Raw genomic sequence first — 13571 nt, forward strand, 5'->3', positions numbered from 1 at the left:
GGGCGTGCGATGCGCTCCAATCACTCAGTGGATACTTTCGTACTATTTCTGACGAAGTGTGCGTATCGTCCGATTGCTACGACCCCGGCCTTGCACGAGGCGTCCTCGTGACGGCGCGGCGGGCCGTACTGGGCTTGCTGGCTGCGGCCGCGACGACTGTGGCGGCGGCACCGCCGCCACAGCGGGCCGGGAACAGGAATCAGAACAGCGCCCGGATCGACCTGGCAGCCGCGCGGGGAAGCCTGCTCCTCGCGGCGGACCAGGCGAGTGAGCGGGTACTGATCCTCGACACGGACGACTCGTCCTGGCTGGGGCGCGGCAGGCCGGCCCGGCGCTCGGCGGCGCGGGCAGCGCTGTGGTCCTGGTCGCCGGCCGACGACAGCCGCCTGCACGACCTGGCCCCGCAGCACGGCTGGCACAACGTCAGCGAAGCCAAGCACCGGGTGCTCAACGGTCAGGAGTGGCTGCTCACGTGCACCTCGGCCGGCATGGCCGCGCTGGTGTCGTACCCACAGGGGCGAGCCCACTGGGCCACCGTGATCTCGGGGGCGAACCTCCACAGCATGGAGATCCTCCCGGACGGCAACGTCGCCGTCGTGGCCAGCGCGGGCGGATTCGTCCGCGTCTACACCGCCTCCCAGGGCTCGCGGTCGACCAGGCACTACCAGTTCAGCCTGCCCGGCGCGCACGGCGTGCAGTGGGACGACGTCCGCAGGAGGCTCTGGGTCCTGGGACAGCACCAGTTGCTGGCGCTCAGAGTCGGCGGCACCGCGGCCCACCCGAGGCTGACGGCGACCCACATCGTCGACCTTCCCGAGCAGGGCGGCCACGATCTCGCCACGGTGGAGGGGAACCCGGACCGGCTGTGGGTCACCACGGGCGGTCGGGTGCGCCAGTACTCCATCCCCGATGACGCCTTCGTGCCGTACGTCGGGCAGCAGGGGATCGACCGGTCCGGGGTGAAGAGCGTCGGCGACTCCCCGGTGACCGGCCAGGTCCTCACGGTGACCCCGGATGCGGCCAACCCGTGCACCTGGTGCACCTCCGTCATCACCTTCCACCTGCCGGACGGCCGTCAGGACCTCGCGGGGACGAGCCTGTACAAGGCGCGTTGGATGCCGCGACCTGATACCCAGTGAACGGTGTACGCGGGCGACCGGCCGCGCAGGTGGCGCCGCCGTTCAGGCGCGGAGGACCCGGACGCCCGCGTCGGTGAGGGACTTCTCCTGGTCGTCCGTCAGGCCGTCGTCGGTGACCAGGTCGTCGATGTCCGCGAGCGGGCAGATCCCGGCGAAGGTCACCTTGCCGACCTTGGTGCTGTCGGCGACCACGATCGAACGGGCGGCGGCGCGCAGGAAGGCGAGGTCGGTGTTGGCCTCCATCTCGTCGTAGGTGGTGCAGCCCTCCGCCGCGGTGAGGCCGTCCACGCCGATGAAGGCGACGTCGAGGTGGTACTGCGCCAGCATCCGCTCAGCGGCGGGGCCGACCAGCTCGTAGCTGGCGCTGCGAGCGGTGCCACCGACGACGACCAGGCGGACCTCCGGGCGGACGATCAGGTCGGCGGCGATGTTGACCGCGTTGGTGACCACGGTCAGACCCCGGTCGGCGGGCCTGCGGTCGCACAGGGCACGGGCCACCTCGGTGACCGTCGTGCCGCCGGTCATGCCGACGACGGCCCCGTCCGGCACCAGGGCCGCCGCGGCTTGTGCGATCCGGCGCTTCTCGGCCTGCTGCCGCCCGGCCCGGTGCCGCAGCGGCAGCTCCAGGTTCACCGAGCCGGTGACCGCGCCGCCGTGGGTGCGCTGCAGCAGCCCCTGCTGGTCCAGCAGCTGCAGGTCGCGCCGGACGGTCGCGCCGGAGACGCCCAGAAGTGCGCTGAGCTCGTGCACGTCCGCGCTTCCGGCCGAGGCCACATGGTCAAGGATGCGCGCGATCCGGTCGGCTTTGAGCATGGCGGAAGTCTACGGCCGGGCCGCTCGGAGGGCGGGTACAGGCGTGGCGGGTCCAGGCGTGTACAGAGGGCGGCGCAGCGAGGGCAGACCGCACGACAGGGTAGCCGCGCGCGACCGCGCCCGCGCGAACATTCCGGTACTCTCCGCGCCCGGACGGTCACCTGCGGTACCCATGGTGCGGGAGGGATGTACCTGTGAGGCTCCAACGCACCGTCTTCACCCGCCGCCGTCCGCCCGCGCTCACCGCCAAGCTGGACGCCGCGGAAACGTTCATCCGTCAGTTCGCCAGTGAGGACCCGGAGTCCGGTGACCCCGAGCGCCGGCTGCGCGAGGTCCGTGCCGCCGTCGAGGCGCACGGGACGTACGAGCACACGCCCGAGGAGCTGGCCTTCGGGGCCCGGGTGGCGTGGCGCAACGCCGCCCGCTGCATCGGCCGGCTGTACTGGCGCAGCCTGGTGGTGCGTGACCTGCGGCATCTGCGGCACCCGGACGACATCGCCGAGCAGTGCTTCGAGCATCTTCGGGTGGCCGGCAACGGCGGTCGGCTCCGGCCCGTGGTCAGCGTCTTCGCCCCGGACCGGCCCGGTCGTCCGGCGGCGCGGCTGCTCGGCGAGCAGCTGGTGCGCTACGCCGACGACCCGCGCAGCGAGAAGCGGCTGGCTCTGGCCAGGGAACTGGGCTGGAAGGGCGGCAAGGAGGACTTCGACGTGCTGCCGCTGCTGGTGCAGGCCGCGCCGGACCGTTCGCCGGAGTTCTACGAGCTGCCGGACGACGCCGTCCTGGAGGTGCCGCTGCGGCATCCGCACCACTCGGGTTTCGCCGGGCTCGGGCTGCGCTGGTACGCCGTGCCCGCGGTGTCCGACATGACCTTGGAGATCGGCGGGGTCAGCTACCCGGCGGCGCCGTTCAACGGCTGGTACATGGGCACCGAGATAGGGTCGCGCAACCTCGGCGACGCGGACCGCTACGACCTGCTGCCCGCCGTCGCCGCACTGTTCGACCTGGACACGGCGAGCGACCGCAACCTCTGGCGGGACCGCGCCCTGGTGGAGCTGAACCTCGCGGTACTGCACTCCTTCCAGGAGGCGGGAGTGACCATCGCGGACCACCACACCGAGTCGTCCCGCTTCATCTCCCACATCGAACGCGAGCGGCGGCACGGGCGCTCCGTGCCTGCGGACTGGAGCTGGATCGTGCCGCCGCTGTCGGGTTCGGCCACCGCGGTCTTCCACCGCTCGTACGACCCGCCGGATGCTGAACTGCGGCCCGCCTTTCTACGGCGGGGCGCTGACCCCTGGGCGCCTGCGAGCTGAACGGCCCAGGACAGTAAGGGTCGGCGGTTGGTGCGTATTGCGTCAACGCGTTCGATCATGTGCGCGGTGTCCGCCGCCACCGGGCCTCGCCCCATCATCGACGCTCGCATCGTCTCTGACGCACCGAAACGGACACGAACCGACAGACATCGGCCCTGCGTGGACATCACGGTCTCGCAACGCATCAGGAACAGGGCGTTGACGCCCCCATTCATCTGCCGTAGAACTACCCGTGCGGTCGAGACAACGTTTCATCCTGGTGACTTCTGTTGGAAACCGATTGGTGCTGGCAGGCCCCCTGAGCAACATTCGCACAGCCGCAACGCCCGCCCCCTGCCGCACTCGTCGCGCGAACCTGAACGCCGTGCGCGTTCATGTTCCGTTTCGCCTCTCCGCGCCAGAGCACTCCACCCACTCCCCATGGAGGCACCATGTCGGACGTCGGCTCGTCGGGTACCAATGTCGCCGGGATGTCTCCGAGCCGACGAACCCTGCTCAGGGGTCTGGCCGGGGCGGCCGGACTCTCCGTCGTCGGCGGCGGTCTGCTGACTGCCTGTAGCAGCTCGGGGTCCAGCTCCAGCAAGCCGAGCACCGGGTCCTCAGGCTCGTCGGCGGCGGGCGGATCGGTGACCTTCGGGTCCAACTACTCCGACCCGGCCATCAAGGCGGCCTTCGCCTCCCTCTGCGGCGCGGCGACAGCGGCGACCGGATCCCAGATAAAGATCAACACGGTCGACCACAACACCTTCCAGACCAACATCACCAGCTACCTTCAGGGCACCCCGGACGACCTGTTCACCTGGTTCGCCGGATACCGCATGCAGTACTTCGCCGCGCAGGGCCTGGCCCTGCCGATCGACGACGTGTGGGCCAAGATCGGCGGCAACTTCGGTACGGCCGCCAAGCAGCTGTCGACGGGCCTGGACGGCCACCAGTACCTGGTCCCGATCTACAACTACCCGTGGGTCGTCTTCTACAACAAGAGCGTGTTCGCGGCCAAGGGCTACACCGTCCCCACCACCTGGGACCAGTACCTGGCCCTGGCCAAGAAGATGAAGGCCGACGGGATCATCCCGATCGCCTTCGCCGACAAGGACGGCTGGCCCGCGCTGGGGACCTTCGACATCCTCAACATGCGCATCAACGGCTACGACTACCACATCAAGCTGATGAAGCACCAGATCCCGTGGACCGACCCGGGTGTGACCCAGGTGTTCCAGCACTGGGCGGAGCTGATGCCGTATGTGCAGACCGGCGCCAACGGCCGGATCTGGCAGGACGCCGCGAAGGCACTGGAGACCAAGCAGGCCGGGATGATCTACCAGGGCACCAACCAGGTGGCCCAGCAGTACGTCACCGACAAGGCCAACCTGGCCGACCTGGACTTCTTCGTCTTCCCCGAGATCAACCCGGCCTACGGCACCGACTACATGGACGCGCCCACGGACGGCTTCATGCTCAGCAAGAAGGCCAAGAACGTCGACGCCGCCAAGGCCATCCTGGAGTACATCGGCACCGGGGCGGCCGAGACCGGCTTCCTGAAGACCGACATGTGGGACGTCGGCCTGGCCACCGGCCTGAGCGTGCCGAGCTACGACGCCATCCAGACCAAGTCGGTCGCGGAGATCGCCAAGTGCAAGGCCGTCGCCCAGTTCATGGACCGCGACGCCGACCCGGCGATGGCCACCGCCATGATCGCCATCATCCAGAAGTTCATCGACGACCCGAGCACGGCCAACATCGCGACCCTGCAGAAGAGTGCCGAGGACCAGGCGAAGGCGATCTACACTTCATGAGTTCCGCGACTGACGCGCGCACCCCGGCGGCGGCGACCAAGGTCCGCCGCCGCCGGGGGGTGCGCCAGCTCTCCAAGCGCGACCGGATCGTCGTCGCGCTGCTGCTCGGCGTGCCACTGCTCCTCGACCTGGCCTTCATCTGGTTCCCGGCGCTGGCCACCGTGCTGCTGTCGTTCACCAAGTGGAACGGCGTCGGCGGCCTGCACACCAAGGCATGCCTGCCGAACGTTCCCTCGATCGTCAACAACGGCTGCCTGTACGGGGTGCAGAACTACCACCAGGCCGCCACGATCTACCCGGAGTTCTGGCCCGCGGTCCGGCACAACCTGATCTGGCTCGCCGTCTTCATCCTGCTCGCCACCCCGCTGGGCATGCTCTTCGCCGTGCTCATCGACCGGGGCATCAAGGGCAGCCGGATGTACCAGAGCATCCTCTTCCTGCCGGTGATGCTGTCCCTCGCCCTGATCGGCATCATCTGGGAGTTCATGTACTCCCAGAACTACGGTCTGATCAACACCGTTATCGGGCGCAACGGCAACAGCAACGCCATCGACTGGCTCGGCAACCCGCATCTCAACCTGTGGGCCGTCCTGGTCGAGGCCACCTGGCGGCAGGCCGGCTATGTGATGGTGCTCTACCTGGCCGGGCTCAAGGCGGTGGACCCCTCGCTGCGCGAGGCCGCCGTGGTCGACGGCGCGAACGCCTGGCAGTCGTTCTGGCACGTGGTCTTCCCGGTGATGAAGCCGATCAACATCGTCATCATGGTGGTCACCGTCATCGAGTCGCTGCGCGCCTTCGACCTGGTCTACATCACCAACAAGGGGATCAACGGCCTGGAGCTGCTCTCGGTGCTGGTGACCTCCAACATCGTCGGCGAGACCCAACGAGTGGGCTTCGGCTCCGCGTTGGGTGTGGTGCTCCTGGTGATCTCCCTCGTGCCGATCAGCATCTTCCTGTACCAGACGTTCCGCCGTGAGGCTGCACCAAAGGATGTGCGATGACCACCGACACCCTTCCCCGGGTCACGGCGCAGCCCGGCAGCAAACAGCGCTCCAAGCCTCGGCCCTGGGGCCAGATCGCCTCCCAGCTGTTCCTGATCAGCGCCTCGGTGCTGTGGCTGCTGCCGATCGCCTTCGCCCTGTACATCGCGGTGCGGCCGTACGCGGAGACCCAGAAGTACGGCTATGTCTCGCTGCCGCACCACCTCACGCTGAAGAACTTCACGGATGCCTGGAGCCAGTCGGGCATGCTGCACTTCTTCTGGAACTCGGTGCTGATCACCGTCCCGGCGGTGGTCATCGTGCTGCTGCTGGCGTCGGGCGTGGCCTTCGTACTGACGCGGGTCAACGTGAAGGTCAACATCTCCCTGCTGATCCTGTTCACGGCCGGGAACCTGCTGCCGCAGCAGGTCATCATCACCCCGCTGTACCGGCTCTACCTGCAGATCCCGCTGCCGTCCTTCCTGGCCGGCAGTGGTCTGCTCTACAACTCCACAGTCGGCCTGATCCTCATCAACGTGGCCTTCCAACTGGGCTTCTGCGTCTTCGTGCTCAGTAACTACATGAAGTCGATCCCGGAGGAGATGTACGAGGCGGCGCTGGTCGACGGGGCCGGTCTGTGGACCCGGTACTGGAAGCTGACGCTACCGCTGTGCCGCCCCGCGCTGGCGGCCCTGGCCACGCTGCTGACGACCTGGATCTACAACGACTTCTTCTGGGCCATCACCTTGATGTCCTCGGGGGACAAGCGACCGGTGACCTCCGCGCTGGCCAACCTGCAGGGCCAGTTCGTCAGCGACCAGAACCTGATCGCTGCCGCGGCGCTGATCGCGGCAGTGCCGACCCTGGTGGTGTACGTCCTGCTGCAGAAGCAGTTCATCGCGGGTCTGTCGCTCGGTTCGAGCAAGGGCTGACCGGCGATCCGGCCGCACGACCTGACTGAACGACCTGACCTCGCGGACGACCAGGAACCGACAGGGGGCCCAAGAGTGCTGGCCAGGCAGCGGCAGGAGGCGATACTCGCCGAAGCCCGCGCACACGAGTCGGTGGATATCGCCGCCGTGGCGCGGCGGTTGGGCGTCTCGGAGGCGACGGTACGCCGGGACCTGGGCGTGCTGGCGGGACAGGGGCACACGGTGCGGGTGCGCAGCGCGGCCGGCGGCCCCGGAGCGGCGGTGGGGACCGGCTCCGGGGCGGCAGCGGGAGCCGCGCGAGGGCACAGCCGCCGCCCGTCGGCGCCTGGCACGGGGGCCACCGCCGAGCAGGTGGCCATCGCAGCGGCCGCCGCGCACACAGCCCGGGCCCACATGACCATCGGCCTGTCCGGCGGCCCGACCATTCACAAGCTCGCCGCGCACCTGCGCGAGCTCCCGGGTCTGACCCTGGTCACCAACTCGCTGCTGACGGCGGCCGTTCTGAGCCGCTCCAGCCGTTCCAGGGACCGGCCGACCGTGATTCTCACCGGCGGCTACCACGACATCTCGGACGACATGCTGCACGGCCCGGTCACCGCGATGGTGCTCCGCAGCATGCGCCTCGAACTGGCCTTCTTCGACTGCACCGGTCTGGACAGCTCGAAGGGGGCGACCACCGACAGCCTCGCCGACTGCGACGCGCGCCGCGCCCTGGTCCAGTCGGCCGCCCGCACCTGCGTGCTGGCCACGGCCGCGCAGTGCGGCAGCACCTCGCTCAGCATGTTCGCGGCCCCCGACCAGATCGACTACGTCGTCACGGCAGCGGTGGGCGCGCCCTCCCCTGCGCAGCAGGCGCTGCTGCGCAGGGCCCGTGGATCGGTCTGCGTGGACCTCGCGGGCACCTGCTCCCCGTCACGGACGGCTTGAGGTCACCGACGGCTTGAGGTCACCGACGGTTTGAGGTCACGGACAGCTTGAGGTCATGGACGGGTTGAGCCCGCTCGCCGGTACTGCAGTGCGAGGCCCTCGACCAGCGCGGTGAGTCCGGTCTCGAACGCGCCCTCGTCGATGCTCCGCTGGTGCTCGGCCAGCAGGTGGGCCTGGCCGAGGTGGGGGTACTCGGCGGCGTATATCTGCTCGTCGTCCACGAACCCGGCCGCGAAGGAACCCAGGGCGGACCCGAACACGAAGTACCGCATCAGGGCGCCTATCCGGGTGGCCTCGCCGCGCGGCCAGCCCGCGTCGACCAGTCCGCCGAAGACCACGTCGGCCAGACGCAGGGCGTTCGCGCGCCGTCCCGGACCCTGCGCGAGCACCGGGACCAGGTTGGGGTGGGCGACCAGGGCCGCCCGGTAGGAGCGGGCCCAGTGGCGCAGCGCGCCCGCCCAGTCTCCGGAGCCGACGGACTCCCACATCGACAGGTCGACTTCGCCGACCACCTCGTCGACCACGGCGTCCAGCAGAGCGTCCTTGGTGGCGAAGTGGTTGTAGAGCGAGGGGCCGCTCACGCCGAGCACCGCGGCGAGCCTGCGGGTGGACAGAGCCGCGAGCCCCTCGGCGTCCACGAGCCGCAGAGCGGCGGCGACGATGCGCTCGCGGCTCAGCAGCGGGTTGCGCGGGCGGGCCACGGCACGCCTCCGTTCGAGAGGTGGCCCACAGCACACTTCCCAAGGTGCTCGGGGCCGGGTTAGAGTCCAAAAACTTGCAGCGCTAGTTTATCGCCGGATCGCTGGTGCACCACCCGCACAGCATGTCCGTAGAGGACCGTGAGGACCCCCGTGAACCTCGAGCTCACCGAAGAGCAGGCCGCAGTGCGCGAGCTGGCGGCCGACTTCGTCAACCGCGAGATCGTGCCCCACGCCACCGCCTGGGACCGCGCGGAACAGGTCGACCGAGGCATCGTGAAGAAGCTGGGCGCGCTGGGCTTCCTCGGTCTGACCATCCCCGAAGAATACGGCGGCTCCGGCGGCGACCACCTGGCGTACGTCCTGGTCACCGAGGAGCTCGGGCGCGGTGACTCCTCGGTGCGCGGCCTGGTGTCCGTCTCGCTGGGCCTGGTCGCCAAGTCGATAGCCCACTACGGCACCGAGGCCCAGAAGCGGCACTGGCTTCCCCGGCTCACCTCCGGCGAGGCCCTGGGCTGCTTCGCGCTCACCGAGCCGGGCACCGGATCCGACGCGGGCAACCTCACCACCCGCGCCGTGCGAGACGGCGACGACTGGGTGATCGACGGCGCCAAGATGTTCATCACCAACGGCACCTGGGCCGAGGTCGCGCTCGTCTTCGCCCGCACCGGCGGCGACGATCCCGAGCGGAAGGGCCACAAGGGCGTCAGCGCCTTCCTGGTCCCGACCGACACCCCCGGCCTGACCCGCACCACCGTCCACGGCAAGCTCGGCCTGCGCGGCCAGCCCACCGCCGAGCTCGCCTTCGACGGCGTTCGCGTCCCGCACAGCGCCATGCTCGGCGACGAGAGCAAGGGCTTCACCGTCGCCATGGCCGCCCTCGCCAAGGGCAGGATGTCCGTCGCGGCGGGCTGCGTCGGCATCATCCAGGCGTCCCTGGACGCGGCAGTGGGGTACGCCACTCAGCGCGAGCAGTTCGGCCGGCCCATCGCCGGGCACCAGCTGGTGCAGGAGATGCTCGCCGACATCAAGGTCGAGCTGGACGCCGCCCGGCTGCTGGTGTGGCGTGTCGCCGACCTGATCGAACGCGGACTGCCGTTCGCCACCGAGTCCTCCGTCGCCAAGCTGTACGCCTCCGAAGCCGCGGTGAAGGCGTCCAACACCGCCCTGCAGGTCTTCGGCGGGTACGGCTTCGTCGACGAGTACCCCGTCGGCAAGTACGTCCGCGACGCCCGGGTGATGTCCCTGTACGAGGGCACCAGCCAGATCCAGAAACTGCTCATCGGCCGCGCCCTCACCGGCGTCAACGCCTTCTGACGCCAAGCCTTCTGACCAGGAGTCATCATGCGTCCTGTCTACTTCGCCGCCGCCCGGCGCACCCCCGTCGGCCGGCTGCGCGGCGCACTGTCCTCCGTGCGCCCCGACGACCTCGCCGCCGCGGCGGTGCGGGCGGTCCTCGACAGCGTGCCCGCCCTCGATCCGGCCAGGATCGACGACGTCTACTGGGGCGCCGCCAACCAGTCCGGCGAGGACAACCGCAATGTGGCCCGGATGGCCGTGCTGCTCGCCGGAATCCCCGACTCCGTGCCGGGGGCGACCCTGAACCGGCTGTGCGCCTCCGGCCTGGAGGCCGTCACCGCCGCCGCGCGAGCCATCGGGAGTGGCGAGGCGGACATCGTCCTCGCGGGCGGCTCCGAGTCGATGAGCCGCGCCCCCTTCGTGCTCCCCCGGGCCGAGACGGCGCTGCAGCACAACCAGGAGATCTTTGACACCAAGCTTGGCTGGCGGATGACCAACCCGCGGATGCACGAGCTGCACGGCGTGCTGTCCATGGGCGAGACCGCCGAGGAGGTCGCCGTCCGCTACCACGTCACCCGTGAGCAGCAGGACGCCTTCGCGCTGCGCAGCCACCAGCGGGCCGCGTCCGCCCGCAAGGACGGCCTGTTCGACGCCGAGATCGTTCCCGTCACGCTGGCCGACGGAACCGTCGTCAGCGAGGACGAGTCGATCCGTCCCGACACCACGCTGGACAAGCTGGCCGCGCTCAAGCCGGTGTTCCGCAAGGGCGGCACGGTCACGGCGGGCAACGCCTCGCCGATGAACGACGGCGCGGCGGGCCTGCTGCTGGTCAGCGAGGAGGCGCTGCGCTCGCTGGACCTCGAACCGCTCGGGCGGTACGTGGCCGGGGCGAGCGCCGGAGTGAACCCCGACGTGATGGGCATCGGCCCGGTCCCGGCCGTGAGGCGGGTGCTGGACCGCACCGGGCGCAGCGTCGAGGGCCTGGACACGGCCGAGTTCAACGAGGCGTTCGCCGCACAGGCGCTGGCCTGCGTGCGGCAGTTGGGCGTCGACCCCGAGCTGGTCAACCCGCAGGGCGGCGCCATCGCCCTGGGCCACCCGCTGGGTGCGTCGGGCGCCCGCCTCCTCACCACGCTGCTGCACCGGATGGGCCGTACCGGTGCGCAGCGCGGCCTGGCCACCATGTGCGTCGGCGTGGGGCAGGGCACGGCCGTGCTCGTCGACCGCGACTGACGCCGCCCCCCTAGGCCCTTCCCACCTTCCTGACCACCTGACCATCTGCTTACCTGCCTAACTGCCTTCTGCACTGGAGCACTTCATGACCCGTTTCACCGGCAAAGTCGCCGTCGTCACCGGCGCGGCCCAGGGCATCGGCGCGGCCACCGCGCAGCGACTCGCCGACGAGGGCGCAACCGTCGCCGTCGTCGACCTCACCGCCGAACGCGCCCAGGCCACCGTGGACGCGATCACCGCCAAGGGCGGTACCGCGCGGGCCTACGGCTGCGACGTCGCCGACTACGACGCCGTCGAGGCCGTGTTCGCACAGGTCGCGGCGGAACTGGGCGGCATTCACATCCTGGTCAACAACGCCGGGATCACCCGCGACAACCTCTTCTTCAAGATGCCCAAGGCCGACTGGGACGCCGTCATCACGGTCAACCTGACCAGCGCCTACAACTGCTCGCACGTCGCCCAGCGGTACATGTGCAAGCAGAAGTACGGAAAGATCGTCTCGCTGAGCTCGCGCTCCGCGCTGGGCAACCGGGGCCAGGCCAACTACGCCGCCGCCAAGGCCGGCATCCAGGGACTGACCGCGACCCTGGCCATTGAACTCGGCCCGTTCAACATCAACGTGAACGCCGTCGCCCCCGGTTACATCGCTACCTCGATGACCGCCGCCACCGCCGAGCGAGTCGGCGCGACCGCCGAGCAGCACCAGGAACTCGCCGCCGAGCGCACGCCGCTGCGACGCGTCGGGCAGCCGGAGGAGATCGCCTCCGTGGTGGCCTTCCTCGCCTCCGAGGACTCCTCGTACGTCAGCGGCCAGACCCTGTACGTCAACGGCGGAGCCCGCTGACCTCCCGCCCCACGGCAACCACCCCACGCCTTCGGAGTCCTCAAGCAATGACGCTTTCCCTTGCCTCCATCCTGGCCGAGAACGCCCGCCGCAGGCCGGACAGCCTCGCCCTGGTCGAGGGCGACACCCGGCTCAGCTTCGCCGAACTCTGGCGGCAGTCCCTGGCCCAGGCCGCGGCACTGGTCGAGCTGGGCGTGCGCCCCGGCGACCGGGTGGCACTGATGGCGCCCAACGTCGCCGAGTTCCCCCGCGCCTACTACGCGATCCTCGCGGCGGGCGGAGTAGTGGTGCCGGTGCATCTGCTGCTCACCGCGGAGGAGGTCGGCTACGTCCTGCGGGACAGCGGCGCGTCGGTGCTGGTCAGTCATATCGCGACGGCCGCGGTCGCCGCCGACGCGGCCGCCCCCGCGAACGTGCCGCTGGTGACGGTCGGTCCGGACGTGCCCGTGCCCGGGGCGCTCGGCCGGTTGGAGGAGCTGGCGCAGCGGGTGCAGCCGCTGGCGCACTTCGTGGCCCGGCAGCCCGAGGACCCGGCCGTGGTCTTCTACACCAGCGGCACGACGGGCCGGCCGAAGGGCGCGATCCTGAGCCACCTCAGCCTGGTGATGAACGCCACCGTCAACGCCTTCGACGCGAACCACGTCCAGCCGACGGACGTCGCCCTCGGCGCGCTGCCGCTGTTCCACACCTTCGGCCAGACCGTCAGCATGAACTCCACCTGGCGCGGCGGGGCCACGCTGGTGCTGCTGCCGCGCTTCGACGCGGCGCGGGCACTGGAGTTGATGGTGCGGGAGGGCGTCAACACCTTCCACGGGGTGCCGACGATGTACATCGCGTTGCTGGAGGCCGCGAAGTCGGCCCCGGCACTGCCGCAGCTCAGGCTGTGCATCTCCGGCGGCGCCTCGCTGCCGGTGCCGGTACTGGAGCGCTTCGACGCCGTGTTCGGGACGAGCGTGTGGGAGGGCTATGGCCTGTCGGAGACCTCGCCGACGGCTTCGGTGAACCAGCCCGACTTCGGGACCCGCGCCGGGACGGTCGGCCACCCGGTGTGGGGCGTGGACGTGGAGATCGCCCGGCCCGAACTGGAGGAGCGGATCGAACTGCTGCCCGCCGGGGAGCTGGGCGAGATCGTGGTGCGCGGCCACAACGTCTTCCTCGGCTACCTGGGCCGCCCGGAGGCGACCGCCGAGGCCCTGGTCGACGGCTGGTTCCGTACCGGGGATCTGGGCACGCGGGACGCCGACGGCTTCATCTCGATCGTGGACCGCAAGAAGGACATCGTGATCAGGGGCGGCTACAACGTCTACCCGCGCGAGGTCGAGGAGGCGCTGCTGCGGCACCCGGCCGTCGCCGAGGCGGCGGTGATCGGCCTCGCCGACGAGTTGCACGGCGAGGAGGTCTGCGCGGTCCTCGTCCTGGACCGCGCGGCCGAGCCGCAGCCGAGTGCGCAGGAGATCATCGACTGGTCCAAGGAGCATCTGGCGAAGCACAAGTACCCGCGCCGGGTCGAGTTCGTGGACTCGTACCCGCTGGGCCCGAGCCACAAGGTGCTCAAGCGCGAGCTGCGCGCCCGCTACGGCGGTTAGCCCTCCCCCGA

The 13571-nt window shown here is 70.0% G+C and carries 12 protein-coding genes; 10 read left to right on the plus strand and 2 right to left on the minus strand.

All coding sequences use genetic code 11. The features are described from left to right. Positions 1–107: 107 nt before the first annotated feature. Positions 108–1139 (plus strand): DUF6528 family protein, encoded by a 1032-nt coding sequence (locus tag ABIA33_RS25465; RefSeq protein ID WP_370084789.1) that lies wholly within the window; start codon positions 108–110, stop codon positions 1137–1139. A 42-nt stretch (positions 1140–1181) separates the two neighbouring features. Here ABIA33_RS25465 and ABIA33_RS25470 read toward each other — a convergent pair whose 3' ends face one another. Next, positions 1182–1952: a DeoR/GlpR family DNA-binding transcription regulator gene (locus ABIA33_RS25470; RefSeq protein WP_370084790.1), complete on the minus strand. Its 771-nt coding sequence runs from the start codon at positions 1950–1952 to the stop codon at positions 1182–1184. Between the two features lie 194 nt (positions 1953–2146). Between ABIA33_RS25470 and ABIA33_RS25475 the strand changes: the two genes are divergently transcribed. The 5 genes from ABIA33_RS25475 to ABIA33_RS25495 all read left to right on the plus strand — a co-directional run bounded on the left by ABIA33_RS25475 (position 2147) and on the right by ABIA33_RS25495 (position 7900). After that, a complete protein-coding gene (locus ABIA33_RS25475; RefSeq protein ID WP_370084791.1) occupies positions 2147–3265 on the plus strand; it encodes a nitric oxide synthase oxygenase in 1119 nt (372 codons plus the stop codon). Positions 3266–3735: 470 nt separating this feature from the next. Further along, entirely contained in the window at positions 3736–5061 is a 1326-nt protein-coding gene (locus ABIA33_RS25480; RefSeq protein ID WP_370084937.1) for an ABC transporter substrate-binding protein, read from the plus strand. Next, complete coding sequence (locus tag ABIA33_RS25485) at positions 5058–6062, plus strand: carbohydrate ABC transporter permease (protein ID WP_370084792.1); 1005 nt, start codon at positions 5058–5060, stop codon at positions 6060–6062. Before ABIA33_RS25480 ends, ABIA33_RS25485 begins: the two co-directional genes overlap by 4 nt. Beyond that, complete coding sequence (locus ABIA33_RS25490) at positions 6059–6973, plus strand: carbohydrate ABC transporter permease (protein ID WP_370084793.1); 915 nt, start codon at positions 6059–6061, stop codon at positions 6971–6973. Before ABIA33_RS25485 ends, ABIA33_RS25490 begins: the two co-directional genes overlap by 4 nt. A gap of 75 nt (positions 6974–7048) precedes the next feature. Beyond that, positions 7049–7900, plus strand: coding sequence for a DeoR/GlpR family DNA-binding transcription regulator (locus ABIA33_RS25495; RefSeq protein ID WP_370084794.1), 852 nt, complete (start codon positions 7049–7051; stop codon positions 7898–7900). Between the two features lie 53 nt (positions 7901–7953). Here ABIA33_RS25495 and ABIA33_RS25500 read toward each other — a convergent pair whose 3' ends face one another. Next, positions 7954–8601 carry a TetR/AcrR family transcriptional regulator gene (locus tag ABIA33_RS25500; RefSeq protein WP_370084795.1) on the minus strand — a complete coding sequence of 216 codons (648 nt, stop codon included), beginning with the start codon at positions 8599–8601 and terminating at the stop codon, positions 7954–7956. Positions 8602–8751: 150 nt separating this feature from the next. Between ABIA33_RS25500 and ABIA33_RS25505 the strand changes: the two genes are divergently transcribed. The 4 genes from ABIA33_RS25505 to ABIA33_RS25520 all read left to right on the plus strand — a co-directional run bounded on the left by ABIA33_RS25505 (position 8752) and on the right by ABIA33_RS25520 (position 13560). Next, the gene (locus ABIA33_RS25505) at positions 8752–9915 is read left to right on the plus strand and encodes an acyl-CoA dehydrogenase family protein (RefSeq protein ID WP_370084796.1); all 1164 of its coding nucleotides are present in this window, start codon (positions 8752–8754) and stop codon (positions 9913–9915) included. Between the two features lie 27 nt (positions 9916–9942). Further along, a complete protein-coding gene (locus tag ABIA33_RS25510; protein WP_370084797.1) occupies positions 9943–11130 on the plus strand; it encodes an acetyl-CoA C-acyltransferase in 1188 nt (395 codons plus the stop codon). 85 nt (positions 11131–11215) lie between these two features. Next, positions 11216–11974 (plus strand): beta-ketoacyl-ACP reductase, encoded by a 759-nt coding sequence (locus ABIA33_RS25515; protein ID WP_370084798.1) that lies wholly within the window; start codon positions 11216–11218, stop codon positions 11972–11974. A gap of 47 nt (positions 11975–12021) precedes the next feature. Beyond that, entirely contained in the window at positions 12022–13560 is a 1539-nt protein-coding gene (locus ABIA33_RS25520) for a long-chain fatty acid--CoA ligase (protein ID WP_370084799.1), read from the plus strand. Positions 13561–13571: the final 11 nt, after the last annotated feature.

The organism is Streptacidiphilus sp. MAP12-16, from assembly GCF_041262165.1.
In the GTDB taxonomy this organism is placed as follows: domain Bacteria; phylum Actinomycetota; class Actinomycetes; order Streptomycetales; family Streptomycetaceae; genus Streptacidiphilus.